Origin of the sequence: Bacillus sp. 1780r2a1 (genome assembly GCA_024134725.1) — a bacterium.
GTDB lineage: Bacteria > Bacillota > Bacilli > Bacillales > Bacillaceae_H > Priestia > Priestia aryabhattai_A.
Map to the genome: position 1 here is coordinate 2,631,137 of CP099863.1, position 25,474 is coordinate 2,656,610.

At 37.7% G+C, this 25,474-nt stretch carries 29 protein-coding genes, 1 pseudogene and 1 riboswitch; of the genes and pseudogenes, 7 read left to right on the forward strand and 23 right to left on the reverse strand.

The genetic code is table 11. The features are described 5' to 3' along the window. Positions 1–58 precede the first annotated feature (58 nt). The 6 genes from NIZ91_13215 to NIZ91_13240 form a co-directional block, all read right to left on the reverse strand. Positions 59–1,009: an L-lactate dehydrogenase gene (locus NIZ91_13215; protein ID USY53714.1), complete on the reverse strand. Its 951-nt coding sequence runs from the start codon at positions 1,007–1,009 to the stop codon at positions 59–61. 18 nt (positions 1,010–1,027) lie between these two features. Then, on the reverse strand, positions 1,028–1,693 hold the full coding sequence (locus NIZ91_13220) for an ABC transporter permease (GenBank protein USY53715.1): 666 nt from the start codon (positions 1,691–1,693) through the stop codon (positions 1,028–1,030). Position 1,694: 1 nt separating this feature from the next. Further along, complete coding sequence (locus NIZ91_13225) at positions 1,695–2,708, reverse strand: ATP-binding cassette domain-containing protein (protein ID USY53716.1); 1,014 nt, start codon at positions 2,706–2,708, stop codon at positions 1,695–1,697. 12 nt (positions 2,709–2,720) lie between these two features. Then, on the reverse strand, positions 2,721–3,539 hold the full coding sequence (locus NIZ91_13230) for a MetQ/NlpA family ABC transporter substrate-binding protein (GenBank protein ID USY53717.1): 819 nt from the start codon (positions 3,537–3,539) through the stop codon (positions 2,721–2,723). Between the two features lie 82 nt (positions 3,540–3,621). Then, positions 3,622–3,735: riboswitch (SAM riboswitch) on the reverse strand. Positions 3,736–3,893: 158 nt separating this feature from the next. Continuing rightward, positions 3,894–4,013: a YjcZ family sporulation protein gene (locus NIZ91_13235; protein USY53718.1), complete on the reverse strand. Its 120-nt coding sequence runs from the start codon at positions 4,011–4,013 to the stop codon at positions 3,894–3,896. Positions 4,014–4,098: 85 nt separating this feature from the next. Continuing rightward, a complete protein-coding gene (locus NIZ91_13240) occupies positions 4,099–4,563 on the reverse strand; it encodes a GNAT family N-acetyltransferase (protein ID USY53719.1) in 465 nt (154 codons plus the stop codon). Between the two features lie 118 nt (positions 4,564–4,681). On the opposite strand from NIZ91_13240, the gene NIZ91_13245 reads away from it, so the two are divergent. Continuing rightward, complete coding sequence (locus tag NIZ91_13245) at positions 4,682–5,161, forward strand: DinB family protein (GenBank protein USY53720.1); 480 nt, start codon at positions 4,682–4,684, stop codon at positions 5,159–5,161. Positions 5,162–5,228: 67 nt separating this feature from the next. Here NIZ91_13245 and NIZ91_13250 read toward each other — a convergent pair whose 3' ends face one another. The 10 genes and pseudogenes from NIZ91_13250 to NIZ91_13295 all read right to left on the reverse strand — a co-directional run bounded on the left by NIZ91_13250 (position 5,229) and on the right by NIZ91_13295 (position 12,583). After that, complete coding sequence (locus tag NIZ91_13250; protein ID USY53721.1) at positions 5,229–5,387, reverse strand: hypothetical protein; 159 nt, start codon at positions 5,385–5,387, stop codon at positions 5,229–5,231. 185 nt (positions 5,388–5,572) lie between these two features. Beyond that, on the reverse strand, positions 5,573–6,901 hold the full coding sequence (locus tag NIZ91_13255; protein ID USY53722.1) for an ATP-binding protein: 1,329 nt from the start codon (positions 6,899–6,901) through the stop codon (positions 5,573–5,575). A 76-nt stretch (positions 6,902–6,977) separates the two neighbouring features. Continuing rightward, the gene (locus tag NIZ91_13260; protein USY53723.1) at positions 6,978–7,181 is read right to left on the reverse strand and encodes a zinc ribbon domain-containing protein; all 204 of its coding nucleotides are present in this window, start codon (positions 7,179–7,181) and stop codon (positions 6,978–6,980) included. An 84-nt stretch (positions 7,182–7,265) separates the two neighbouring features. Next, complete coding sequence (locus NIZ91_13265; GenBank protein ID USY53724.1) at positions 7,266–8,255, reverse strand: ornithine cyclodeaminase family protein; 990 nt, start codon at positions 8,253–8,255, stop codon at positions 7,266–7,268. Between the two features lie 13 nt (positions 8,256–8,268). Continuing rightward, on the reverse strand, positions 8,269–9,588 hold the full coding sequence (locus NIZ91_13270; GenBank protein ID USY53725.1) for an MHS family MFS transporter: 1,320 nt from the start codon (positions 9,586–9,588) through the stop codon (positions 8,269–8,271). Positions 9,589–9,631: 43 nt separating this feature from the next. Continuing rightward, the gene (locus tag NIZ91_13275) at positions 9,632–10,312 is read right to left on the reverse strand and encodes an FCD domain-containing protein (GenBank protein USY53726.1); all 681 of its coding nucleotides are present in this window, start codon (positions 10,310–10,312) and stop codon (positions 9,632–9,634) included. A 183-nt stretch (positions 10,313–10,495) separates the two neighbouring features. Continuing rightward, positions 10,496–10,848: pseudogene (locus tag NIZ91_13280) on the reverse strand (DUF1801 domain-containing protein). A 79-nt stretch (positions 10,849–10,927) separates the two neighbouring features. Further along, positions 10,928–11,353: a hypothetical protein gene (locus NIZ91_13285; GenBank protein ID USY53727.1), complete on the reverse strand. Its 426-nt coding sequence runs from the start codon at positions 11,351–11,353 to the stop codon at positions 10,928–10,930. 20 nt (positions 11,354–11,373) lie between these two features. Next, positions 11,374–11,862 carry a VOC family protein gene (locus NIZ91_13290; GenBank protein ID USY53728.1) on the reverse strand — a complete coding sequence of 163 codons (489 nt, stop codon included), beginning with the start codon at positions 11,860–11,862 and terminating at the stop codon, positions 11,374–11,376. Positions 11,863–12,004: 142 nt separating this feature from the next. Further along, complete coding sequence (locus NIZ91_13295; protein ID USY53729.1) at positions 12,005–12,583, reverse strand: poly-gamma-glutamate hydrolase family protein; 579 nt, start codon at positions 12,581–12,583, stop codon at positions 12,005–12,007. 137 nt (positions 12,584–12,720) lie between these two features. Here NIZ91_13295 and NIZ91_13300 point away from each other — a divergent pair, with 137 nt between their 5' ends. Together NIZ91_13300 and NIZ91_13305 are read left to right on the forward strand one after the other, a co-directional pair. Then, complete coding sequence (locus NIZ91_13300) at positions 12,721–13,545, forward strand: glycosyl transferase family 2 (GenBank protein ID USY53730.1); 825 nt, start codon at positions 12,721–12,723, stop codon at positions 13,543–13,545. A 102-nt stretch (positions 13,546–13,647) separates the two neighbouring features. Beyond that, positions 13,648–13,974 (forward strand): multidrug efflux SMR transporter, encoded by a 327-nt coding sequence (locus NIZ91_13305; GenBank protein ID USY53731.1) that lies wholly within the window; start codon positions 13,648–13,650, stop codon positions 13,972–13,974. Between the two features lie 31 nt (positions 13,975–14,005). Here NIZ91_13305 and NIZ91_13310 read toward each other — a convergent pair whose 3' ends face one another. The 4 genes from NIZ91_13310 to NIZ91_13325 all read right to left on the reverse strand — a co-directional run bounded on the left by NIZ91_13310 (position 14,006) and on the right by NIZ91_13325 (position 17,883). Further along, positions 14,006–15,583: a peptide chain release factor 3 gene (locus NIZ91_13310; GenBank protein USY53732.1), complete on the reverse strand. Its 1,578-nt coding sequence runs from the start codon at positions 15,581–15,583 to the stop codon at positions 14,006–14,008. Positions 15,584–15,725: 142 nt separating this feature from the next. Next, entirely contained in the window at positions 15,726–15,923 is a 198-nt protein-coding gene (gene cspD / locus NIZ91_13315; GenBank protein ID USY53733.1) for a cold-shock protein CspD, read from the reverse strand. Positions 15,924–16,193: 270 nt separating this feature from the next. Then, a complete protein-coding gene (locus NIZ91_13320) occupies positions 16,194–17,684 on the reverse strand; it encodes a hypothetical protein (protein USY53734.1) in 1,491 nt (496 codons plus the stop codon). Positions 17,685–17,706: 22 nt separating this feature from the next. After that, positions 17,707–17,883, reverse strand: coding sequence for a hypothetical protein (locus NIZ91_13325; GenBank protein USY53735.1), 177 nt, complete (start codon positions 17,881–17,883; stop codon positions 17,707–17,709). A 335-nt stretch (positions 17,884–18,218) separates the two neighbouring features. Here NIZ91_13325 and NIZ91_13330 point away from each other — a divergent pair, with 335 nt between their 5' ends. After that, complete coding sequence (locus NIZ91_13330; protein ID USY53736.1) at positions 18,219–18,833, forward strand: SDR family oxidoreductase; 615 nt, start codon at positions 18,219–18,221, stop codon at positions 18,831–18,833. 386 nt (positions 18,834–19,219) lie between these two features. Next, positions 19,220–19,657, forward strand: a complete 438-nt coding sequence (gene fabZ, locus NIZ91_13335; GenBank protein USY53737.1) for a 3-hydroxyacyl-ACP dehydratase FabZ — start codon at positions 19,220–19,222, stop codon at positions 19,655–19,657. Positions 19,658–20,027: 370 nt separating this feature from the next. Here the strand turns inward: fabZ and NIZ91_13340 are convergent, their stop codons facing one another. Then, complete coding sequence (locus NIZ91_13340; GenBank protein USY53738.1) at positions 20,028–20,717, reverse strand: FadR family transcriptional regulator; 690 nt, start codon at positions 20,715–20,717, stop codon at positions 20,028–20,030. Positions 20,718–21,268: 551 nt separating this feature from the next. Here NIZ91_13340 and NIZ91_13345 point away from each other — a divergent pair. Continuing rightward, entirely contained in the window at positions 21,269–22,756 is a 1,488-nt protein-coding gene (locus NIZ91_13345; GenBank protein ID USY53739.1) for a UDP-N-acetylmuramoyl-L-alanyl-D-glutamate--2,6-diaminopimelate ligase, read from the forward strand. 33 nt (positions 22,757–22,789) lie between these two features. Here NIZ91_13345 and NIZ91_13350 read toward each other — a convergent pair whose 3' ends face one another. Next, positions 22,790–24,115: a D-serine ammonia-lyase gene (locus NIZ91_13350; GenBank protein ID USY53740.1), complete on the reverse strand. Its 1,326-nt coding sequence runs from the start codon at positions 24,113–24,115 to the stop codon at positions 22,790–22,792. A gap of 153 nt (positions 24,116–24,268) precedes the next feature. Between NIZ91_13350 and mgrA the strand changes: the two genes are divergently transcribed. Next, entirely contained in the window at positions 24,269–25,261 is a 993-nt protein-coding gene (gene mgrA, locus NIZ91_13355) for an L-glyceraldehyde 3-phosphate reductase (protein USY57167.1), read from the forward strand. A 48-nt stretch (positions 25,262–25,309) separates the two neighbouring features. Here mgrA and NIZ91_13360 read toward each other — a convergent pair whose 3' ends face one another. Next, positions 25,310–25,456: a hypothetical protein gene (locus tag NIZ91_13360; protein ID USY53741.1), complete on the reverse strand. Its 147-nt coding sequence runs from the start codon at positions 25,454–25,456 to the stop codon at positions 25,310–25,312. Between the last annotated feature and the right edge of the window lie 18 nt (positions 25,457–25,474).

Consider the following 25,474-nt stretch of genomic DNA (forward strand, 5'->3'; position numbering starts at 1 on the left):
CCATGTACTTACGATAATCCATCGTTAAAAAGCACGCTTTTTAGAAAAGCGTGCTTTTTTATTGCTCTATTTTTTCAGAATAGATTGCAGAAATTGCTGTTTGAATAATGGTTGCTGAATATTCCAGCTTACGATGTTCTTCTAGTGATAAATGAAGAGGAATTCGTTTCTCAATTCCTCCGGTTCCAATAACAGATGGAATACTAATAGCTACGTCATGTAAGCCATACTCTCCCTGCAATATCGTAGAAACTGGAAAAACAGCTCGTTCGTTACTGATAATGGCTTTGGTTAGCTGTGCAATCGCGTTTCCAATACCAAATTCCGTATTTCCTTTTAGCCAATAGATTTCAAAACCTAGTTTGATCACTCCTTTTTCAATTTTTTCTTTATCTAAAGTAGACTGCTCATGTTGGTAGTAATCTTCTAGTTTTTGTCCAAAAATTGTTGAATGTGACCATAGTGCAAACTGCGAATCGCCATGTTCGCCAAGCATATACGCATGAACGTCATGTGGCTTTACCTTGAGTTCATTTGCAACAACTCGCCGAAGACGCGAACTATCTAACAAGGTTCCTGTTCCAATTACACGCTCTCTTGGCAGTCCAGACAAACTCCATACATGGTATGTAATAACATCACATGGATTTGTGGCTACAACGTAACAGCCTGAGAAACCAAGCTCTTTTAGAGTTGTAACTACTTCAATAATAATAGGTGCAGTTGCTTTTAATTCATCAAGCCTCGTTTCACCTTTTTGAGGTCTCGGACCGGCAACGCTTATAATAATTACATCTGCATCTTTAATATCGACCAATCCACCTGCATATACGTTTGTAAACCCAGACGCAGTGACAGTTGCATCCTGTAAATCAAGCGCGTCACCTTCCGCTTTTTCCTTTAAACAATCCACAAGCACCAATTCTTCTATTGCTTGCTGATTAACTAATGAAAAAGCTGTCGCTGAGCCAACATTTCCACATCCAATAATTCCAACTTTCCTTCCCATGAGCTCTTCTCCTTTCTCTTATCCCTCTCTTTTCAATCGCTTAGCTAGGTGACTACCAAATGATTGAATTACCTGCACCATGATAATTAATACGAGAATAGTGGTATACATGACCGTTGGTTCGAAGCGCAAGTGTCCGTATTGGAAAGCAATATCTCCAAGTCCACCAGCCCCAACAAGACCAGCCATTGCCGTAGCACCAATAAGACCAATGGTTGCAATTGTTAGTCCTAAAATAATACCAGAACGTGCTTCTCTTACGACTACATACCAAATAATTTTTGGTGTTGAAATTCCCATTGACTGATACGCTTCTACTATTCCTTTATCAACTTCTAACAGCGCAGACTCCATTAATCTCGCAATATAAGGTGCCGTATACACTACAAGGGGAACAATTACGCCTTGTACACCGATTGTTGTTCCAGCAATAAGTTTAGTAAATGGTAGAATAAAAAATAAAAGGATAATAAAAGGTATTGAACGAATAATATTAATAATCCAGTTAAGAGCTTGATATAACCATCTGTTTTCTGATTGCCCTCCCTGTCTAGTTACAACAAGTAAAATACCAAGCGGTAAACCAATTAAGATGGCAATAACTAATGAGATGCTTGTCATTGTTAACGTTTGAAGGAATCCTTCCCAAATAACGTCGCTCCACTCTACAAAAAATTCAGCCACCTTACTTCCACTCCTCTACAATAACGCCTTCGCTCTCTAAATATTCAATGGCTTCTTCGTAAGCTACTTTATCTCCTCTTAAATGAACAAGCAGCTTTCCTAGCGTTTCATTTTTTAATTGTTCAATTCCACCAGCTAAAATACTTGGTAACACATCAAATTTGCGTGAGACCATTGCCAGTGCCGGCTCGTTGGACTTTTCACTTCCTTTAAAATACAGTGATACCAGCTTACCAGTTTTACGATACTCGGTTTTTAAAGCCTCTGGTAGATTAAATGCAGACTCTGATCCAATAAAACGCTGAGTTGTTGGATGGTGTGGATGAGTAAACACATCCACTACTCTTCCTTCTTCTACAACTCTCCCATTTTCCATCACTGCAACACGGTCACAAATACGCTGAACAACGTTTAATTCGTGCGTAATTAGAAAAATTGTTAAGCCTAGTTCTCGATTAATTTTTAATAGTAACTCCAAGATAGCTTCCGTTGTTTCTGGATCTAAGGCACTTGTTGCCTCATCGCTTAATAAGATTTCCGGTTCGTGTGCTAAAGCTCTTGCGATGGCGACACGCTGCTTTTGACCACCTGATAGCTGAGATGGATAATGGTTGATTTTATCTGACAGCCCAACAATTTCTAAATACTTATCTGCACGCCTTTGAATGGTTTGTTTATCGATTCCTTCTAACTTTAGTGGAATTGCAATATTTTCATATACCGTTGCTGTTTTTAACAAGTTATACCCTTGAAAAATCATACCAATTTTCCGACGTGTTTTTTGCAAGTCCTGCTTCGAAAGGGAAGGTAAACTAATGCCATTAATTAACACGTCTCCAGACGTTGGCTGCTCTAACAAATTGACGCAGCGAATTAGCGTACTTTTGCCCGCACCGCTATATCCAATTACCCCAAATACTTCTCCTTTTTCAATGGTTAAGGATACATCTTTCACAGCCTCCACTTTCTTGCCGTTGACTTCATATGTTTTGGAAGTCTGCTTTAATTCAATCACATTCACCACTCCTTAAAATGCTGGGACAACTGATCCGTTAAACTCTTCTTCAATAAATTGACGAATTTCATCTGAATGGAAATATTCTTCTAACTGTTTTACAACTTCATCATCTTTATTTTCCGTGCGCACAACAACGTAGTTTGGATATGGGTTGTTTTCAATTTCTTCATGGAAAATAGCATCCTCATTAATTGTTAGTCCTGCTCCCATGGCAAAGTTTGTATTGATTGCAGCAGCTGCTACTTCACCTAATTGAGATGGAATTTGTGAAGCTTCTAGCTCAACAATCTCAAGACCCAGTTTATTTTCAGCAACGTCTTTCTTCGTAGCTTTTTCTTCAACGCCTTCTTTTAGCTTAATAACTCCAGCTGCTTCAAAGAGTTTTAACGCGCGATATTCATTACTTGGATCATTAGGTACAGCGATTTTGTCACCTTTTTTTAGCTCCTTTATATCTTTAATTCCTTCGGCATAAATACCCATTGGAAACGCTACTGTTTTAAATGCATCTTCAATTTTATAACCCTTATCTTTTACCTGCTGTTCTAAAAACGGTAGTGTTTGGTAGTTATTTAAATCTAAATCGCGCTCATCAAGTGCTGTATTCGGTGTATTATAATCGTTAAACGTTTTAATAGTAATGTCGAGCCCATCTTTTTCTGCTAGCTTTTTCACTTCTTCGTTAATTTGTTGATGAGGACCACCAGTTACGCCAATTGTAATTTTTTCTGTGCTTAAAGTTTTTGCTTCTTCTTTTCCGCACGCAGCCGTTACAATCAGTAATGCTGATGCCAATGTTACTCCTAGTACTTTTGCTGTTTTTTTCATTATGCCAATCGCTCCCTTTTCTTTTTCCCATAAAAAAAACGCCTCTTACAGATAAAGAGAAGCGATTTTAAACAATCCACTTCTCTTATCTTTCAGTGTATAAAAATACACCGCAGGATTTAGCACCGTTACAGCACGATTGCTGTTAGGTTGCCGGGTTTCATAGGGCCAGTCCCTCCACCACTCTCGATAAGAGTTGCTTTTTTATTCACTTTGTTATGATGGCTATTCTACAGGTAGTTTGTATATAGTGTCAATATTTTTTTAATTTTATTTTATGAAAATTTTTAGATTAGTTTTAATTCATACAAAAAAAGCATACAAAAGTTTCCTTTTGTATGCTTCTTTTCTTTATTAATTCCAGCAAACGCATCCTACAATCACAAGAAGAATAAACAGAACCAAGATTAAGGCAAACCCACTGCCGCCTTTATTATAGCCGTATCCTCCACAATAACCGCCGTAAAAACACATAACATACACCATCCTTTCTATCTCAGTGTATGCACACATCATCCTTTTGCTTGTCTAAACGCCCATTTTCTAAAAATATGTACCGCTAACTCAATATTTGTCGTAAGCGAATCATATCACGACATTGAATACCATTTTCATAGATTTCTTCTTCATAGTTATGAACAAAGTGATCAATTTCAATTCCTGTAATACGAAATCCACATTTTTGGTACAACGCTAGCTGTTCAATACTTGAATTACCTGTTGCAATTTCTACGCTTTTATATCCGTAGTGCTTTGAAAGCTTTAACGCTTCTTCCACCAATAGCTTGCCATATCCTTGATTTCGCACATTTTTCTTTACAACAATATTAACGATTTCAACCGTGTTAGGCCTTGTAGGAAGTAGCACAATGAGACCTACCAGCTCGCCATTTGCTATTCCCGCAATACACGTTCCTCGTTCAATATATCCTGCAATGACTTCTTCTGATGGATCAGCTTCCTTTAACAACTCAATATGACTCTTTGACACTTGCAATATTTTTTCAAAACGTAAACTAGACATGCTATCGCCCCTTCTTTCTACTATTTTCGTTAAACAAATTACACCGTAATTGACGGTTTCCCTGTTATAATTAAAAGATATTACTAGAGAAGAAACAAGTCTAAAGGAGGAATTATTTATGAATTCATTGTTATTACATCACTTAGAAACCGTTCGAAGTATTACTCTAAACGTTTTATCAACCGTAACTGAAGAAGAAGGTTTACTAACTCCCAATGGCTTTTCAAACAACATTGTGTGGAACTTAGGACACATTGCATATATTCAAGAAAAACTGGTTTTTGAACTTGCTGGACAGAAGAATCAGTTACCTGCCTCATATGAGCAATTATTCGCGGCCGGAACAAGGCCTTCTCAATGGGAAGAAGAACCTCCTACCTTAACTCAATTACAAGAAGAACTGACGGTTCAAACTGAGCGTATTAAAGAATTCATACCCGCTCATTTTGATATGAAACTAGCCAAACCATTTACTAATAAAGCTGGCATTTCGTTTGATCATGTTGGCAGCACATTTTTATTCAGCTTCTATCATGAAGGAATGCATGTGGAGACAATTAAACAAATTAAAAAAGCCGTTCAAACACAAAAATCCTAACAGATGTTAGGATTTTTGTTGCTTTTTTTTCATTTATTTACTAAAAGATTTTCGTATTACAATTACTTTATATTCGACTTTTCCCTATTTCTACTATGTATGTTTTATCCACAACAAACTTATCTACTGCTTCTTTTTGCTGCTCAAAGTGATAGTAAGCAGCACACACCCCTCCCAATCCTGCTAGCGCTAACACGATTAACAGAATGGACCCAACCTTTTTCATGTTTCATTCTCTCCCCTATGTCTCACAAAGTCTGATAGAAACCTTTTGTGATCGCCCTTTTGTCTAAAAGGTTCATTCAAGCGAGCGTGAGGAATCCCCCTTATCCTCCTCACTCTATTAGATGGTACCATACCTTTTCCAAAAAATGTGTAAATGTTTTCATCTGTTAAAAAATTGTCATTTTTTTACTTAGATTGATAAAAAGATTGCATAAGAAAATGAAGAGCTTTGTTTTTTGAAAGGCCAAATGCATTAATAATATAGTCAACGTATTGAAATAAAGACTCACCGTTTTTTTCTTTCAGCTTCATAGCGCGAAAAGATTTATTAAATCGATAATGTTTTTTGTCAGAAAACACTAGACCTTCTTCTCTGAGAAAATCTTTATATACTTCATGATTAAAATACAAAACATCATTCCGCACATTTTCAAGGTCAATCACAACAATCATATCCTCTAATTCAGCATTAAGCTGCGTCATACATTCAATATACTCACCCAGACAGCTGAGTAATAATGTTAAAAATTGATGACCATCAACGTATTGAAACTGATCAAAGATAGAGGCGTTCCTGTAGCTTGGAACACACTCTTGCAAGACAGACTTTACTTCATCAAGTTCTTCCACGTATGGAATTGGAATATGAAACTTAGCCGCTCCATTGACAAACTGTTCCCAAGCAACGGTTTCATCGTACGAGTCAATCACATCGGTGTTTCGAAAAATAATAGATTCAGCTGAATGCGATGCTTTAACAAACGGTAAATGAACGTTCATCTCAACTTCTTCATACATTGGATAAGCTTTAGGTTCATTTGATTTTGATAAAATGTACTGTTTTAATTTATCTTCATCCATGTGTTCCAGTAAGTACAGGTCATAAATTGGAATAACGTACATATTACACATTCCATAGTAAACATAGCCTTCGCCGTGGGTAAGCCCCTTTCGATTATAAATGGATAATTCCTTTGTACAAAATGCTTCTAAGCGCATCATTCGATCTTTTGATTTTTGATATAGCCGGTCCAGGTGATAGCGATCATCAATTTCTGAGATAGGAGACGTTCCACTCCCGATACGTCGATAAATTTTCCCGTATGACATATATGGGGGGTATAAGCCTTCTGGAATCCAAATGATAAAGACACCGTACTCTGTAGTATGTTCAGGCGATAGAAACCGAGTGAAGATACGAGGAATTGGATTCGTTACATCCTTCAGCATATTATGGATAAAGAGTTCATACTCTTTTCTTTCAAGTAAATTGATTGAGTAATCATCTTCATCAACTCCAAAGATTAGCCACCCACCCATTTCATTAGCAAACGATGCAATAATGTTTGGAATCTTTCTCTTCACAGTAGAACTAATTTCCCGCTTAAATTCAAGCTGATATCCTTCTTCTAGCTGTTTGGCAACCATCACTTCTACATCAGAGAAACAAATTTCAGCAATCGTTAGCTTTCTTCCCTCTTCGTTTATGAACGGCGAATAAAACGAATCACTCACAGTTTCCCCTCCTCATCATATGCCTATAACTTATCCATATGATGAAAAGTGGCTAAACAGTCGTATTTCTTCTAAATTAACCAAAGAACAAATCGAGGATATTAGATGCTTTAGACGCTTCTTTATTATAAAACTCTGAGTAACCACATGACTTACAATAGATAACAACAAATCGGTTATGCTGAACGTCTAGAAGCTTTGAGAGCCCTGTTCCTGTCATTGCAACTTCCTTTTGCCCAACGCTCTGTCCACCACATTTTATACATCCTGCCTCTTTCATTTCTATCATCTCCTTTATTAAAATAAAAACCATTTCGTATTAAGTAATACGAAATGGTTTTTAAAAAGTTTCATATTTTTCCATTTAAAACTCAAATGTTGTCCCTATTCCTAACTCAACAGCTTTTTCATATACGCTTTTTGCCACCATCGTATCTAAATAAGCAATGCCAACTGATTCATAAAATGTAATCTCTTCCTCAGCTGTGCGTCCTCCTTTACGTTCACATACAATTTCTCCTAACTCTCCGTAAATAGCTGTAGCCTCCCACAGCCCTTGATCTATAGGAACAAGTAAATCTCCAGCTTCATGCATAGCTCCTTCATACGTATCTACAACCACTTTATCGCTTTTTAAAAGTGTCTCAACATCAACTTCCTGCATATGTGGCTGATATGAGCCAATTGCATTTACATGAGTACCTGGTCGAAGTAAGCTGCCATTAAACAAAGGCGTCGAGGACTTTGAACTACAAATAACAATATCCGCTCCTTGAACAGCTTGATCTGCGTCATTTACAACTGTAATATCACCACTCCATGTAGGATACAGTGCTTTTATTTCGTCTTTTAGCGCATATGCTTTTTTCACTGTACGGTTATATAGCAAAATTTGTTCTAAACTTCTCACTTCCATCATTGCTTGAACTTGACCGATAGATTGGGTACCACATCCTAAAACAGCGCAGACTTTAGCATTATTTCGTGCGAGATACTTCGTTGCAACACCACTTGATGCGCCTGTCCGCAAAACTGTTAAATAGCTCGCGTCGAGGAGGGCCACATGCTCTCCAGTTAGCGCATTGGTTAATAGAATCATTCCTTGTAATACTTTTTTTCCTTCATTTGCGTTTTCAGGAAAAATGCTCACAACTTTAACAGCTGTGTAATCAACAGGCTCAACATAAGAAGGCATATAAAGCGTCTCTGCTTGCTTCTTTTCATGAGCTAATGATAATCTTACAGGTGCTTTCGCTTTCCCTTCTGTTCCATATCGAAACCCCTGTTCTACATCTCTTATACAATCTTTCATCGTATAAAGCTCTCGAATCATTTTTTCATTTAAAAGCAACAACGAAATCTCTCCCTTATGATTGTGTAAAATCAATATTTTGTTTGTCTTCCACTACTTTATTCTTTTTTTCTTTTACAAATAAAACCGTCACAAGTGAAATGATAGCCGTCACAATAATATACAGAGCCACCGGAACAAACGAGTTGTTGTAAGCGCTTAGTAAAGCTGTAGCCACAAGGGGAGCTGTTCCTCCTGCTAAGGCTGCGCCTAACTGATAACCAACCGTTACCCCCGTGTATCGAACATTTGTTGAAAAGATTTCAGAGAACATTGTCCCAAGAACCGCAGTAATAGGACTCCAAATCAACCCTAATCCGATAATGGTTGCAACTGTTAACAGCAAGACGGACCCCTGTGAAAGTAAATAAAAATATGGAAATGCATACAAAATCATGGCAACTGTTCCAGCAATGTATAGCGGCTTACGGCCAATCGAATCAGACCATCTTCCCATAATAGGAATTAAAATTGTCGTAACAAGTGTTGCTATGGTTACAGCATTTAAAGCTGCGCTTTGTTCAAAAGATAAAATACCCGTTGCATAGGAAATGATAAATGTTGAAAAAATGTAAAATGGAGCAGTCTCAACAAATTTAGCTCCTACAGCAATTAATACAGAGCGCCAGTGATACTTAAATGTATCTACAATTGGAACTTTTGCAATGTTTCCTGTTTCTTTCGCTTGTTTAAATGCTGGGGTTTCATCTAAACCATTTCGAATCCAAAGACCTAGAAAGACCAGTACAGCGCTTAATATAAATGGAACACGCCAGCCCCATGCTAGGAAAGCTTCATCTGGTAAAAGTGTCATCAGTGAAATCGATAACGTTCCTAACAACATTCCAATTGTCACACCCATTTGAGGAATACTGCCAAAAAAGCCTTTTTTGTTTTCGGGTGCGTATTCAACTGCTAATAGCAACGCTCCGCCCCACTCTCCGCCAATACCAAGGCCTTGCACTAATCGAAGAAAAATTAAAAGGATTGGAGCCCAAATTCCAATTGTTTCGTATGTAGGCAACAAACCAATTAAAATGGTTGCAATCCCCATTAATGACAGCGTCATGACAAGTGTTTTCTTCCGTCCAATCTTATCACCAATATGACTAAAGATTACCCCTCCAAGCGGCCGAATAAAAAATGGAATAGCAAACGATGCGTAGGCTAGCATGAGCCCTACAGTTGGATCATCGGATGGAAAATACAGCTTGCTAAATACGAGCGCTGCAACTGTCCCATATAAAAAGTAGTCATACCATTCAATTGAACTTCCAATTAAACTTGCAATTAATGCTCTGTTTGCTGTTTTCCGCTCAACACCTGTTTCCTTCATACTATACCCCACTCCTCGTATTTCGATGGCGTACGCTATGTATTTACAAGAGCTGTCTAATTGCCGATTCGACGACATCTATCAATTGATTTACTTTCTCTCGTGCTTCTTTAGGCTTTTTTTCTTTTACTGCACAAAATAATTCTTCATGTAGGTGATAGGTATCTTCAAAGATTGTCGCTAAATCAAAAGGAAAATGCCAAGATTCATAAAAAGAGTCATACACAGAGTTAATGATTTGGCAGAGAATTAGATTATGAGAAGCCTCATATAGCGTTCGGTGAAAAAGCAAATCAGCTTCTGCTGTATCTTCATTCAAAGTGCGTAACTTTTCAAAAACTGCTAAATGCTTGCTCATTTTTTGAAGCTGAGCCTCTGTTGCTAGTTCTGCTGCGAGCTCCGCCGCTCTCCCTTCTAATCCTCGGCGAACATCACAAAGGTCTAATAAAAATTGCTTTTTATCCTTTATGGTTATACGAGTTTGAATACGATGGCCCTCCACGTCTTTAACTAATACACCTTTTCCATTTACTATTTCAACGACATGTAATGCTTCCAGCACACGTAGACCTTCACGAATACTCGTTCGGCTCACACTAAACTCTGTTGCGAGATCAGCAATAGATGGTAATGACTCCCCTTTCTTGAGAGCATTGACTTTAATATATCTTTTCACTTCTTCTGCAACGATTTCATGATTTAACTGTTTTTTCCTTTTTTTCATAGATGCTTCTTTCCTTTCTTTGCTGTAGCTATCTACCTATCATATAGGTAAGTATACTACATATTCAGAAAATTTAAATTATTAAAATAAATTTTTCGACAAAAACTTACTTTTTTGTTTTCTATCAAGGTTCTTTTTAAACAATGGATGCTCTTACATCATTGCTCTTCATTTATTTAAGACTTACGAAATCAGAGATCGCGTTTGTAAAAATGATACAGATTGATGGATCAGGTGTCTAAGTACGTAATCATTAAGGTCATAAAGCGTATTGGTATAGACACATTTTTTTCCAGCTTTGTTCTTTCCACGCTGTTTCAAAAGAAAGGCTCCTTGCTGATCTCCAGTTGCAAAATAAAGACTAAACTTCGCTTTATGAGGAGCAAACCCAAACAGAAACATCTCTCTCTCATGACATAGTTCATACCGATAATGAGACGTACCAAGTCCAATCATACTTTTGGAACATATCCTGTTTCTTCAACAAGAATATCTAGCAGTCGATAAACATCTTCTCTCTTTCTTATACTTTTCACCTAGTCAATCAATCCCCATGCATTTGCATCCGCTTCTTTTGTTTTCAACTGATAGCTGATACATGTTTGTCCTGCCTTTCTAGCTATCAGCCCCAAGCTCAAGCACATACAGTACATCTTTTGCATCAAATACAAAATATTGACCGTGTGCATGCCAGTAATCATTTCCTTCAATTTCATACACGTTTACATTTGCTTCGTCTATTAATTTAAATAAAAGTTGTAAAAACCCCTCAACTCGATTATCTCTTTCTGGAAGTGCAATACGATAACGCTCTTTACATTCATCTTCTCTTGCAAAAAACCAGCCGTATAGTGCATCCGTTAACCTCGGCTCATACTCTAAACAAAGTGCATGGTCCACATATTCTTCTTGAAAGTATTCCTTTATCGACTGCTCAATGGTTTCTAAGCGGGGAATTTGATCAAATACAAACGTACAGACATGATTTGTATAATGATTTACATGTTCCATTGCAAGCAAATAGCCATTGAGTTCATTCATTATTAACCCTCCCTATTTAACTAGTTCTCTGCCACTTTTTTTGCGTAATCTTTGGCCATTGATTTTGTATAGAATTCAATAATATTTGATTCCGTATCTTTAAAATACACTCTTGTTTCATTTGCTTCTTTCATTACCTTCATCTCGATACGCTCCTGTTTCAAAACCGTAAGCGCACCCTCAAAATGTTGCTTCTGCACGTGTAGAGCCAAATGAACGTGAATACCACCTTCATCATAAAGATTTTGCCAGCTCGAAACACTTCGCTGCTTCATCTTCTGATCAGCTTTTGAAAACATACGAGGAAGCCAGAGTCCTAGCCTTGTTGGGCCTCCAACGTAGAGCCATGTTGCCCAAACTTCATTTAATTCCTCGACAAACTGTCCGTTATCATATCCCCATTGTTCCACGATTGGAAAACCAAGCTGATTAGACCAAAACTGCACGGCTCGTTCCATTGACTGTACTTCAAGAACAACTTCTGATATTCCTTCTGTTTTGATTTTCATCTAATCTCCTCACTTTATAAACCAAACATTAAAGGCACAACACTTTTTTCTATATTTTAGCATATCTTCCATATGGAAAATGTGCTTTTTGACTATCTTGCAATAAAAATACAGCGCCTATTTTTTCGGCGCTGTATACATGCTATTCGCTTTCTTTAATTGCTTTGACTAGTGATTCAAGAAAAGAGTGCTTTTTCTCTACGTTAGTTAATAGTTCATCATACTGAGGCACAGTCAATTCTAACTGAAGTCCCTGATGGCGGGTATTATCATTTGCAATATTATCTGGCGAAACTCCTCTTAAATGAGCAGGAGGTTCACTGACAATAAACTGTGGTGTTAAGAATTCTTCTACGCGAGACGCAAGAGATTCATCTCGTCCTCCTATATAAATCTCTCGTTTCGTACCACGTGCACCGTGAAATGAAATAGTTATATCTGACTGATTGACTAATGATCTTGCCAGCTCTTCATCGTAATGAGTAGATGTTACATGCAATTCAAAAGGATCTTCTTCTTTCAAGCATTTAAACGCATAGAACGTCCCTTTGACTTCCTGCGCTAATTCCCTTGCTATTTCAAGTGTACCCTCTTCCATTGTACCGCCGTGAATTGCCAATACAACAATATCTTTCTTACGAATGATGCACTCAATTTCATAGTCAATTCCAGCTCGCTCACACTGAGATAACTCTTGAAACGTTTGATATACATCTCGCACAACGATCACTTCCTTTCCATTGTTTCTTAATATGACTCGATTTGTACAGAGTATACATCAAACGTACAAGCACTTTTTTTGCTCCTGCATATTATGGAATGAATGCTTTTTATTATATAGAAAGTGGTGTTAAACAATTGATTGAAAACTACAAACGTATTGAAATCAAAAAGCATCAGTTATATGATGTTGATTTGTTGAATAACAAGCCGTATGTCCTTGCAATTGAGTGGGACGGCGTATTATATGAATTTTTAATCAAGCTAAAAGAAAGCTCTTCAAACATGATTCTATTAGGCTCTGGTGCAGGCGCTAAGCAAGAACACCCGCAAGGCCCTCCTTATTTTCAGCGTCATTCATGGATGGATCTATTTGATGCATCGGTTATTTACTACAACGACCCTACTTTATATTTAGGTCCTCTCTCTTTAGGATGGGGGCAAGGAACGAAAGAACGGTTTTACCTTCAGGAAATCTCCGTGTTGCTAAAAGAAATCTTAGAAAAATTACACATACCTCTCCTAAAGGTCACCTGTTACGGTTCATCAGGAGGAGGCTTTATGTCCCTCATATTAGCCGGCTATTTAAAAGGTGCTAAAGCAGTTGTGAATAATCCGCAAACATGCTTAACAAAATGGCTTAAGACTCCCGTTCGCAACGTATTTTCCTTATCTTATCCAGATATGTCACAGGAAGAAGTGGTTCAAACGTTTCATGAACGAATTAATGTCCTAGCATTTTATCAGAAAATTGGTTACGTCCCCCCCATTGATTACCTTCAAAATGCAGCCTCAGAATTCGATATGCTAAACCACCTTATCCCTTTTTTATCAGGCCTTCACGCACTAAGCGATGATTGTGAGGTTCATGAAATTAAAGTGATATTAAACTATAACAAAAAACAAGGACACGCCGCTTTAGGAAAGCAAGAAACTGTAGATTATTTATCTCAAAAAAAATAGTAGCGAGTTTTTTTATCCTGTGATAAGATGTCGAAGTTCAATTCATCATATCTTACAGTATAGGTCGTAAAAATGTTTTTACGCAGCAAGGAGTGACTTCGAATGCAAGCCTATTTATTTTTAGCACTTGCTATTACAGCAGAACTTTTTGGAACATCCATGTTAAAAGCATCTCAGGGATTTACGAAACTTTGGCCAAGCATTGGTGTAATTGTTGGGTTTGGAATTGCGTTTTATTCACTCTCTGCTTCACTTCAACAAATCCCACTAAGCATCGCTTACGCAATCTGGTCAGGAGTAGGAACTGCTATTACAGCTATTATCGGTGTTGTCATTTGGAAGGAAAGCGGCAGCATCTCAATGGTCATTGGCATTACGTTAATTATTGCAGGGGTTGTTATTTTAAATCTAAAATCATTTGCACATTAAAGAAACGCTTGGCAGCTGCCAAGCGTTTTTTTTATAAGTTAAATGGATCTAAAAACTTTACGTCAGGATACTTATCTTGGAATAAGCGCCATACAAAATCATTTTCAAACATGAGTACAGCATGGCCATCACGATCTTCAACAAGCATAACACGAGAATCAAACATGCTGTCCTTAATTGTCTCTTTGTCCACCCATTTTGCAATGCTATGGGACATACGAACAAACTCTAAATCTACGTTATACTCGCCTTTCATGCGGTGTTCAAACACTTGAAACTGAAGCTCACCAACCGCACCTAAAATATAATCTCCAAAGAACGGTGTACGATAAAGCTGAACAGCTCCTTCTTGTACGAGCTGATTAATCCCTTTTTCAAAATGCTTTGATTTCATGGCATTTTTAGCACGTACTTTTACAAATAACTCTGGTGGGAACTTCGGAAGCGCATCAAATTGAAATACTTTACCATCGCCGACGATTGTATCTCCAATTTGATACGTACCTGAATCATAGAGACCAATAATATCTCCTGGGTATGCTGTATCAACTGTTTCACGACTTGATGCTAAAAATTGATGTGACTGAGCAAGCTTCATTTTACGATTTGTACGAGCAAGCGTTACGTTCATGCCACGCTCAAACTTTCCTGAACACACGCGCACAAAAGCAATTCGATCGCGGTGGGCTGGGTTCATATTTGCTTGAATTTTAAAGATAAAGCCTGAGAAATTGTTATCCGTCGGTTGAATTGTCCCAACAGATGATTCACGTGGCTGTGGTGGTGATGTTAATTGTAAAAATGAATTAAAGAACGACTGTACTCCAAAGTTTGCAATGGCACTACCAAAAAACACAGGTGTTAAAAGACCTTGCTTTACTTTTTCAATTGAAAAGTCGTTACCCGCTTCATCAAGAAGGGATAATTCATCCACAAGCGTCGGCAAATACATTTCATCCACGTGCTTTTTCACTTCATCATCAATGTTTTCACCATCAAAGTCTGCAAAATATGATTCTTTATTTCCTTGATACACTTCAATTTGCTTCGAAAAGCGGTCGTACGTACCTTGAAATCTTTTTCCCATTCCGATTGGCCACGTAACGGGGTATGACTCAATTCCAAGTACTTCTTCAATTTCTTCCAATAGCTCTAGTGGATCTTTCCCTTCTCGATCGAGCTTATTGATAAATGTTAAAATTGGAATTCCGCGCATACGACATACTTTAAATAACTTTAACGTCTGCGCTTCAATCCCCTTTGTACCATCAATAACCATGACAGCACTATCTACCGCGGTTAGTGTTCGATATGTATCTTCACTGAAGTCTTCGTGTCCTGGTGTATCTAGAATGTTAATAAAATGATCTTTATATTCAAACTGCATTACACTTGATGTAACGGAGATTCCACGTTGCTTTTCAATTTCCATCCAGTCAGATGTTGCAAACTTTCCTGACTTTTTACCTTTCACTGTTCCAGCAGAACGAATCATTCCACCTAGTAATAACATTTTTTCAGTTAATGTTGTTTTTCCAGCATCCGGGTGGGAAATGATCGCGAACGTACGACGTGAGTCGACCATCTGCTGTTGCTGTTGATTGCTCATAAGTTCAATTATCCTTTCTACTATACAATTCCTATTTTCATCATTTCATTATACGCTTTTTTTATACAAGATGACCAGCCTTTTTCAAAGGAAAAGAAAAAAGGCCCCCATTTGGGAGCCTCTGATAATCCTATAAAAAGAATTACTTTTGAACGTTAGCAGCTTGTGGTCCACGAGCACCTTCAACGATTTCAAATGTAACTTCTTGGCCTTCTTCTAAAGTTTTGAAGCCTTCGCCTTGGATAGCTGAGAAGTGTACGAATACATCGTCTTGTCCTTCAACTTCGATGAAACCGAAACCTTTTTCAGCGTTGAACCATTTTACTTTACCTTGTAACATAATCTCTTTTCCTCCTCGTGCAGCAAGCTACACCTTGTGTATTACTCCATTCTTGCTCTTACAATAAGTCAAGACGAAACCTATCGAACTATCCTTATGGAACAAAAATAAGCACTTTTATTGTACCAAATTATCAAAAAAATTTCAAAGGGATTTGTATAATCTTCTACTTATTTTTTCAAAAAAATCTCACTTTTTTTTGCTTTTTCATTCTCACTAACCTAGGTTAATTTTAGAAATATTCACATTTATCTCTTAATCTTTTTCAAGCTAAGAAATTGGCTCTAATTCTTTGATAGCTAATCCATAATAGACTTTTTCTAAGCGCTTAATTTCCGCCTCATATCGCTTAAGTTTACCGCTTGTTAGCCCTCGAGAGCTTTTGGTTTCGTCCAACAGTTCAAGATGCTGATTAAGCTTCAACAATGTTCTGGTTAAGCGCTCCTGTAACTCTTCGATTTCATTTTGTATATCCACACAAATCGGAAGCCGATTAGCTAGAATAAAATCCGTCATTTGCATTAGTATTTTTTTGCGCTCAACTTCCTTCACCTTACTTTTCACTACACGTTCAGCAGACCGAAACGTAAGTCGAATTCGTTCCATAATATCGCCTTTTATTGAAAGCTTTCTTCTTAATTCGTCTACATCTTCTTTTAAGGCTTCATGCTCTTCAATCATCCTTTTCATGACAAGACCGCAGTTGAGGGTTTTTAAATCCATTTGATTTAGCTGATGGCGAATAGATTCTTTTAAGCTATCTATTTTTTTAGTAAGCTGCTTTTCTATGCCTTTAAGCTGCCTAATATCTTGTTCTCCATTGTAAATAAGACCTTCTAGGCGCTCAACATCAAATTGAGCTTGTTCTTTTTTTATTTGAAAATCTTCGTACCGACGATATACAGATGACCATTTAATTAATAAAGATTGATAGTTGAGCAGCTCATCTTGGTGCTCCACCTTACACATCCACATTAAATGAACAACGGCCGCTAACAGCGGTAAAAAAGGTTCTGCTTCCTTACGCTTGGCTACAATTTCATGACTTTCCAAGCTCGCTAGCGTCCATAAAGGTGCATTGAACCCCACTAGAAGTGACGGTCCATACTGAATCGGAACAAACAAAGGCATGACTGCACAAAGTAAAGATGACAATAAGTCATATGCGTTCGGAGGAAGTTGTTTAAAAAAACTGATAATCCCTTGTCTTTGTAAGATCTCTTCCATTGCTTTTTGAGTAACTTCTCTGCTGAACAATTCCAAAATCCGATCTTGATATAAGCTTGGTAACTGTTCAATCCAAGTTAAAAGAGCTGTTTGTAAAATCAGTTGTTCTCGCTTTGAAGCGATTAAGTACTGTGAATCTGCAAGGTGAATAAACAACCGAATTTGGTGACGCAAAACGTCGTCTAGGGAATGACAGCGAGCAATAGAAAACAATTCATTATATTTCGCAACAAACATATTGGCTATTTCTTCACTAAGTTCGTATAGCTCTCCATTCGTTGTAGTGTGAGAAACAGGGAGTCGAAAATATTCAGCCATATGCAAAAACAGTTGAAGATGCAAATCTACCTCAGGCTGCTTAGCAATTTTTCTCATATTCTGCTGGAGATTTTGCTGAAACTGGACATGTTCATCCTTTTCGTTTGGTAACGTTGGTTGTAGCTTTACAATTTTATATTTACTTATAACAAACGCACTTTGTAATCCTTGTCCATTTGCTGTTAGCAAACTATAAAGAAGCTGTTGACCATTCATTTCCTCATCTCCTTTTTGACTTTTAAGACTCTTCTTGCTTTCGTAAAACCACAAGTGCAGTCCAACAAGACATTAACGCAGGTGGTATACTCCACGTTAAATATCGCCAGTCTTTTGTGATGATGGATACGATGACAAAAACGAGTGGTAGCCCTATCAATATAACGCCAATCCGAACCTTACTTATCTTTTTTCCCATTCCTGATCGCTCCCTTTTCGCTCCATTTGCTTATATACAAAATTCGCTTTCTATTGAAAAACACCTTTATAAACCGTTCGTTCATTTCTCTCTTTTCTAGACAGTCTATGACAGGAGTTTAAAAATTAGCCATCCTTTTGTCAGACGGTGGATGCAAGACTCATTCCTTTTTCCCCTCATCTTGCAAATCTCGCATTAAAACGCTAGTTTTCTGTTTTTTTCAGCAATTGCATACTTTTTATGAGAAATCCACCGTAAAATATGCTATGTTACGTATAGAATGTTTTTTATAAGAATGATATACGATAGTAATTCCACAGAAAAGGATGATGATCATGAAATTTGTTGTATTTGGAGCTAGTGGACGCACTGGACAAGCTTTCGTGACTCAGGCTTTAGAAGAAGGACATTTCGTCACAGCATTCGTTCGAACACCAGATAAGCTCACACTAACAGATAGCAATTTACACATTATAGAAGGAAATGCAACGGATTTCTTTCAGGTGTCTCATGCCATTAAAGACCATGATGCTGTTGTTTCCTGCCTAGGCACAGATGGTTTAGGCCCTTCTACGTTTTTAGAAGAAGCAATATCTACCATTATTAAAGCAATGCAAGAGCATGGCGTACACCGAATCTTATATACCGCTTCAGCTGGAATTGAAGGAGAAATTCCAGGTATGACAGGTTGGCTTGCTCAAAACATTTTAAAAAATCCACTGCGCGATCATTTAAGAGCTGTACAGCTGCTAAAAACAAGCAATCTTAATTGGACAGTCGCTCGACCGATGGGGCTAACAAATGGACCCGTAACCGCTCAATATCGAAAAGCAGTAACGGGTGTACCAGAAGACAGTAAAAATATTAGTCGTGCAGACGTAGCCCACTTTTTATTACACGCTGCAAATACAGAAATTCATTTAAAGCAATCCGTGGCTCTTTCCTATTAAAAAGCTCAGAGAATTTTTTCTCTGGGCTTTTTTATAATAAGCCCATCATAACCATATATGATAAAATATGGTATATGATTCTTATAAAAGGAAGGTCTAATTCATGACAAGCAAACTAGTCATTTACCTATTGATAATAACAGCATGCTTTTTACTCTTTTCTATAAGCATACTGCTTTCGGAAAAGTACCTTTTCTTAATTCCACTTGGCATATTGGGTTTATTTGGTCACTGTTATTTCACTTATCGCTTTACCCAAACCTTATTAGCAAAACCGAAATGAGATTCGTGCACTTTATTGATTTTACTCTTTACAAGTTGACTTTGTACGTATATAGTTTGATACTAGTATCAGGTATAAGTTTTTACATAAAGGAGAGACCATTATGCTAACAATAGAGCAAATTAAAGAAATTATCCCTCATCGCTATCCATTTTTACTTGTGGATCGTATTATTGAAGTCGAAGAAGGCAAAAGTGCCGTTGGTATTAAGAACGTGACAGCTAATGAAGAATTTTTTAATGGACACTTCCCAGAATATCCAGTTATGCCGGGTGTTCTAATTGTCGAAGCACTTGCTCAAGTCTGTGCCGTTGTTATGTTGAAAAAAGACGATAATAAAGGAAAGCTCGGTTTATTTGCAGGTATTGACAATTGCCGCTTTAAAAAGCAAGTTGTTCCTGGAGATCAGCTTCGTTTAGAAGTAGAGATGACGCGCGTGCGTGGTACAATTGCGAAAGCTCGTGCTGTTGCGTCAGTCGATGGCGAAGTGGCTTGTGAAGCGGACGTAACATTTGCACTATTTGACCCAAAACAAGCATAATTACTTAAGGTGCTAAGACATAAGTAGTTCAGCAAATGAGATATCTAAACTATCATGAGTTAATGACTTTTGATAGTTTGGGTATTTTTTATTGTTTTGAAAACAGTAGACTAGAGGAAGAACGAGACCTGCCGAAAGCGCCTGTCTGTAGCGTAATGGCACAAACTAATTGTTAGCTCCTCAATAATCATTTCATTATGTCTCAGTCTCTTATCATCTTCTAATAATTCCTCAACTTAGTTTATTGATAACGTCTTGTTCGTCTGTATACCTAGCCCATACTGACATTGCTTCTGTTTTTAACTTTAGAGAGTTTTAGAGCTATAAAAAAAGAACGCTATTGCTAGCGTTCTTTTTTTGTAAATCTATATTAACCTTGCATTACTTTCATACGAACATGCTCTAAATGTTCACGAACTGCTTCTGCTGCGCCTTGAGCATCCCTATTTTTAATCGCTTCAAAAATGCGATCATGATCTTCATGGACCTGCTTGCGACTTTCAGGCCTTTGCGTTAACGAATATGCTAGCGCTTTTCGGTATAGATGACCTAGGTTCTCTACTGTATGAAGCAAAAATGAATTATGTGCCGCTTTTACAATATCATGGTGAAAGCGATAATCTGCTTCATAACCAATTTCAGCACTATTCTTAATGGTACCTTTGAATGCTTCTAAAGATTCTTTAATTTCTAGTAGCTCTTCTTCCGTATGACGAATAGCCGCTAAGCTTGCTGCTTCTGATTCAATGATAATTCGCATTTCAACTAACTCTAGCACTTGATCTGCTTCAACCATTTCAAACGTCATCGGATCAAGCATCCCTGCTAAATTTACTCGCTTAACGTAACTTCCTCCACCTTGTCTAGATTCAATTAATCCACTGGCCGACAAAACGCTTAACGCTTCGCGGATTGGTGCACGACTAACGCCAAACATTTTCGAAAGCTCATGTTCAGAAGGTAAGCGAGATTCAGGTGGAAACGTCTTTTCCTTTATCATCTTCTTTAACTGGTCAAGAACTTGACTTGATACTTTCTTACGCTCAATTGGTACAAACATTATTATTCCCCTCTCTGTTTGCTTTTTGTCTTATTCGTCTACAACATTCTTCTCCCTGCACGAAAGAGGGATTCACGTGCTGTAAAATCCCCCCTACTCTGTACTGAGTCCCCTTGATGAAGTGTAAACCTCTCGTATGTAACCGCTTTAAACTTTCTTTGTATTACAAGTATACATTAATTTTTAAAAAAATGTAAAAAAATTTCTATAATTATCACAATTTTCACATGAAAACAAATTATAAATGAATGAATGTTCATGTTTTTTTGACATAATTATTCCACTATTTCCCTTTTCATCAACTATTTGCAACCCTCTTTATGAATACCCGGTTACTAAGGATTAAGAAGGGATTTTTTCCATATTACCCCTTGTTTATCATGCTTATCTTTAGGGAAAAGAGTCAGAACTTGAAATCTTGTTTAGATATTTTGTATGGTTCATATATGTTCTTGCGAATAGTTCATTTCAAACTGACAAATAGTAAGAACAATATAAACGGTAATTTCTGCAAGTTGACTTGTAAAATAAACTAAATGGTGAGGAAAATCATGATACTAAACTTTGAACAGTTACCTGACATTCAAATTAAGCAATTAGTCGGCCCAGCTTCTCAGCGCGTCTTACATCTCGCTTATCACTCGAAATATGTCAAAAACTCGTCATTATTTTTTAGCATGAAAGGTGAAAACGCGGACGGATATCAATTTATAGAAGAAGCTATTCAAAAAGGCGCTGTAGGAGTCTTTGGGTCCGTTCATCATTGTTTTCAACAACTTCATGATAAATATCCGCACTGTACGTTTATCGTTGTCGATGATGTTCGAAAAACAATGGCAAGACTCGCTAAATACTACTTCCAACGAGCGGATGAAAAGCTCAAAACAATTGGTGTAACGGGTACAAACGGGAAAACAACAGTAGCTGCTTACGTACGTTCATTATTAACGCTGCTCGGATTACCAACGGGTTCAATCGGCACCACGGGGATTTGGTCTTCGCATAAAAAATTAACCTATCAAAAAAGTACTCCTACGACGCCTGAATCAACTGATTTACACCAAATTTTTCATGACTTAGAGACGTTCGGAGATCAGGCAGCTGTCATGGAAGTTTCATCCATCGCCATTGATCAACAGCGCGTTGAAGGAATTTTATTTGATGTGGCCATTCATACAAATTTTTCAGAAGAACATCTGGAATATCATAAAACAATGGAGCACTATAAAAACTGTAAAATGAAGCTATTTGAACAAGCTAAAACAGCCGTTATAAATGTTGATGATGATTTAATGGGTCAAGATTTGCTTCAATCATTTAAAAACCCAATGATTACTTATAGCCTCAACAGAAACTCTAACGCAACGCTGCGCGCTGATTCCATCACCGTAGAAGAAAAAGGGTCAACGTTTGAGCTTCATTATAATGACAACGTCTATCCAGTAACTGCACCTGTATTTGGGGAATATAATATTGCTAATGTATTGTCAGCTATCGGTACAGCGCTACTGCTTGATTATCACATTGAAGATATTCTTAACGTTCTACCACAGCTTGCTAGCCCTGAAGGACGCTTTCAAGTAATTAAAGGGCCACAAAATCAAAAGATTATCCTTGACTATGCTCATACACCTGTAGCTTTAACTCGTCTTTTACAAGAGGTAAAGAAATTAAAACATAATCGTTTAATTGTGATGATTGCTGGAATTGGCATCCGAGACTTTAACAAAATGCCCAAAATGGCAAGCATTATTGAGGGACAAGCCGATGAAGTGGTTGTTACTGTTGATCATCCTGGCTTTCATAACCCTAATGATATCATTGACCAAGTATTTACAGGATTTGCTCATCCCAATGCTTCGAACCTTCACCGAGCTCCAACAAGAAAAGAAGGAGTCTTAAAATCCTTAGAGCTTGGAGGACCAGATGATATTATTTTATTAACAAGCGGCTGTATCAACGGTTCACAAATTGTAAAAGGAGAATATATTCCTCATTCCGATGAAGATATTATTGAATCTTATTATGTAGCATTATAAGAACTCCCCTCATGTGCATGAGGGGAGTTCTTATCATCTCCTTAAAGCTTGTTTTCCTTTTTCATAGTATTCTTTTTTTATTTCTAGTGGCACCATGCTTCCGCCCGTTGCCCATACAATATGAGTCGCATGTTCAAGTGTTTCTGGAGACAGCTGTCTGTTTGTCACTATCGGTCCTATCATACCAGCTAGTGCCGATGGCTCTAATTCAATTCCTTCGCTATCAGCTAAATCTGCTAGCAGTCGATGCATTTCATCATCACTGATTGTGTAGCTTCCCTCTAGAACAGGACCAATTACTTTACCAACAAATCCAGATGGTCGCCCTACAGCTAGTCCATCTGCTTCTGTTAAATTATCAAGTCCAATATCTTGCACAGAGATTCTATCATGCAGATTTGTTGCTAAACCTAACAGCATACAAGGTGAGTGAGTTGGCTCAGCAAAAAAACAACGAACATCATCGCCATACATAAGCTTTAAGCCAAAAGCCACTCCCCCTGGACCACCTCCCACTCCACACGGTAAATACACGAATAAAGGATGATTTTTGTCTACTTTCACTTGCATGTCAGCGAGCTGCTTTTTTAAACGAATGGCGCTTACAGCATAACCTAAAAATAAGTGCTTTGAATTTTCATCATCTACAAAATAGCACATCGGATCACGTAATGACTGTTTACGCCCTTCTTCTACAGCTTTACTGTAGTCATCTGTGTACTCGATAACCCTTACTCCTTTACTTCTTAACAGATCTTTCTTCCATTGCTTTGCATCCGCAGACATGTGAACAGTTACTTGAAAGCCAAGCTTAGCACTAATTATTCCAATACTTAATCCTAAATTGCCAGTCGACCCTACCGCAATTGTATACTGCTGAAAAAACAAACGGAATTTTTCACTATCAAATTTTTGGTAATTATCTTTAAATGAAAGCATGTTATGTTTAATAGCTAAGTCTTCAGCATGCTTTAAAATTTCATAAATGCCACCTCGTGCTTTAATTGAACCTGAAATAGGCAAGTCATGATCACACTTAAGCAAAAGCTCCCCTTCGATTTGTTGATTAAAACGGCTTTCCAAACGCGCTTTCATAATGGGAATGCCAGTTAAAGGTGATTCAATTATTCCGTTTGCCTCTTTCGTCTCAGGAAAAACTTTCTGTAGATAAGGTGCAAACCGTTCAAACCTTGCTTCTGCATCCTTAACGTCCTGCTCAGTGAGGAGTATGTTTTGTTTATGTAGTTGAAAAGACTGCTTATCTGGATTCATCCAGCAGGTTTCAGTAAGTTGGATAAGTTCTTTTATAACGGGAAATGTTTCTGTTAACCTTACTACGTCGTGCTTGACTATTTCCATCCTTATTTCCCCCTCTTTTTTCTATGCTTTATTATCATTTTATCACGAACTATTCTTTTATTAGAGCTAATCCAAAAGATAAATTAAGTGACATTTTTTTATTTTCCTATTATCATTAAAGCGATTTCACTAAACATAAGGGGTAGATGTGTGATGACTTACAGCGCAAATGAACAGCGGTACAAAGAAATGATTTATAACAGGTGTGGAAATTCTGGCTTACTGCTTCCCGCACTTTCACTGGGACTTTGGCATAACTTCGGAGGGGTAGATTCGTTTGAAAATGGAAAAGCCATGCTAAGACGTGCTTTTGACTTAGGAATTACTCATTTCGATTTAGCAAACAACTACGGGCCACCACCTGGCTCTGCTGAAGAGATGTTTGGCAAAATGTTAAGAGAAGATTTCGCCTCTTATCGAGATGAGTTAATTATCTCCACAAAAGCTGGCTATCGAATGTGGGAAGGGCCTTACGGAGAATGGGGGTCAAAGAAATACCTTGTTGCTAGTTTAGATCAAAGTTTGAAACGCATGGGTCTTGAATATGTAGATATTTTCTATTCTCATCGTCCCGATCCCAATACACCTCTTGAAGAAACTATGCAAGCACTTGATTTAATCGTAAAACAAGGTAAAGCGCTTTATGTAGGAATTTCAAGCTATAGCGCTGAACAAACAAAAGAAGCAGTACATATTTTAAATGAGCTGGGCACACCTCTCCTTATTCATCAGCCAAGCTACTCGATGTTTAATCGTTGGATAGAGGATGGCCTTCAAGATGTTCTAACAGAGCATCAAATTGGATCTATTGCATTTTGCCCCCTTGAGCAAGGGTTACTTACAAATAAATACATACATGGCATTCCAAAAGACTCGAGAGCAGCAAAAGAAACTGGATTTTTAGATGCGGAGCGCGTAACTGCAAAGGTGGTTAACCAAGTGCAAAGACTTCATCAAATTGCACAGGAACGAGATCAAAGCTTGGCTCAAATGGCTCTTTCTTGGGTGTTAAGAGATGGAAATATTACCTCTGCTCTCATAGGAGCAAGTCGCGTAAGTCAAATTGAAGAGAACGTTGCAGCTCTTCATAACCGATTATTTACCCAAGACGAACTTCGTCAGATTGATGCGATTTTAAATAGCTAAAAAACCTTCTACTCTCTATTTGAGAGTAGAAGGTTTTTTATATCGCAGTTAGATTTTCCCATCATATTTGCGACCATCATTATGCTTTTGATTGCGCTCATCTGTCATACGCATTTGCTCAGCTTTCTCCTGAGCATTCACATGATTGGCATCAGTCGGTAAATTTTTCTTTGAACGTCCTTTTGCATTGCTCATGTTATCACCTCCAGCTTT

What these genes read in the sequence shown, in the direction of transcription:
- NIZ91_13325 (USY53735.1), bottom strand. Translation starts at nt 17,883, where the DNA reads ATGGGAAAAAAGATAAGTAAGGTTCGGATTGGCGTTATATTGATAGGG.
- NIZ91_13340 (USY53738.1), bottom strand. Translation starts at nt 20,717, where the DNA reads ATGTTTGTACCAATTGAGCGTAAGAAAGTATCAAGTCAAGTTCTTGAC.
- NIZ91_13345 (USY53739.1), top strand. Translation starts at nt 21,269, where the DNA reads ATGATACTAAACTTTGAACAGTTACCTGACATTCAAATTAAGCAATTA.
- NIZ91_13275 (USY53726.1), bottom strand. Translation starts at nt 10,312, where the DNA reads ATGAAAAAAAGGAAAAAACAGTTAAATCATGAAATCGTTGCAGAAGAA.
- NIZ91_13320 (USY53734.1), bottom strand. Translation starts at nt 17,684, where the DNA reads ATGAATGGTCAACAGCTTCTTTATAGTTTGCTAACAGCAAATGGACAA.
- fabZ (USY53737.1), top strand. Translation starts at nt 19,220, where the DNA reads ATGCTAACAATAGAGCAAATTAAAGAAATTATCCCTCATCGCTATCCA.
- NIZ91_13290 (USY53728.1), bottom strand. Translation starts at nt 11,862, where the DNA reads ATGAAAATCAAAACAGAAGGAATATCAGAAGTTGTTCTTGAAGTACAG.
- NIZ91_13310 (USY53732.1), bottom strand. Translation starts at nt 15,583, where the DNA reads ATGAGCAATCAACAGCAACAGCAGATGGTCGACTCACGTCGTACGTTC.
- NIZ91_13260 (USY53723.1), bottom strand. Translation starts at nt 7,181, where the DNA reads ATGAAAGAGGCAGGATGTATAAAATGTGGTGGACAGAGCGTTGGGCAA.
- NIZ91_13350 (USY53740.1), bottom strand. Translation starts at nt 24,115, where the DNA reads ATGGAAATAGTCAAGCACGACGTAGTAAGGTTAACAGAAACATTTCCC.
- NIZ91_13330 (USY53736.1), top strand. Translation starts at nt 18,219, where the DNA reads ATGAAATTTGTTGTATTTGGAGCTAGTGGACGCACTGGACAAGCTTTC.
- NIZ91_13305 (USY53731.1), top strand. Translation starts at nt 13,648, where the DNA reads ATGCAAGCCTATTTATTTTTAGCACTTGCTATTACAGCAGAACTTTTT.
- mgrA (USY57167.1), top strand. Translation starts at nt 24,269, where the DNA reads ATGACTTACAGCGCAAATGAACAGCGGTACAAAGAAATGATTTATAAC.
- NIZ91_13240 (USY53719.1), bottom strand. Translation starts at nt 4,563, where the DNA reads ATGTCTAGTTTACGTTTTGAAAAAATATTGCAAGTGTCAAAGAGTCAT.
- NIZ91_13215 (USY53714.1), bottom strand. Translation starts at nt 1,009, where the DNA reads ATGGGAAGGAAAGTTGGAATTATTGGATGTGGAAATGTTGGCTCAGCG.
- NIZ91_13360 (USY53741.1), bottom strand. Translation starts at nt 25,456, where the DNA reads ATGAGCAATGCAAAAGGACGTTCAAAGAAAAATTTACCGACTGATGCC.
- NIZ91_13270 (USY53725.1), bottom strand. Translation starts at nt 9,588, where the DNA reads ATGAAGGAAACAGGTGTTGAGCGGAAAACAGCAAACAGAGCATTAATT.
- NIZ91_13230 (USY53717.1), bottom strand. Translation starts at nt 3,539, where the DNA reads ATGAAAAAAACAGCAAAAGTACTAGGAGTAACATTGGCATCAGCATTA.
- cspD (USY53733.1), bottom strand. Translation starts at nt 15,923, where the DNA reads ATGTTACAAGGTAAAGTAAAATGGTTCAACGCTGAAAAAGGTTTCGGT.
- NIZ91_13250 (USY53721.1), bottom strand. Translation starts at nt 5,387, where the DNA reads ATGAAAAAGGTTGGGTCCATTCTGTTAATCGTGTTAGCGCTAGCAGGA.
- NIZ91_13285 (USY53727.1), bottom strand. Translation starts at nt 11,353, where the DNA reads ATGAATGAACTCAATGGCTATTTGCTTGCAATGGAACATGTAAATCAT.
- NIZ91_13245 (USY53720.1), top strand. Translation starts at nt 4,682, where the DNA reads ATGAATTCATTGTTATTACATCACTTAGAAACCGTTCGAAGTATTACT.
- NIZ91_13235 (USY53718.1), bottom strand. Translation starts at nt 4,013, where the DNA reads ATGTGTTTTTACGGCGGTTATTGTGGAGGATACGGCTATAATAAAGGC.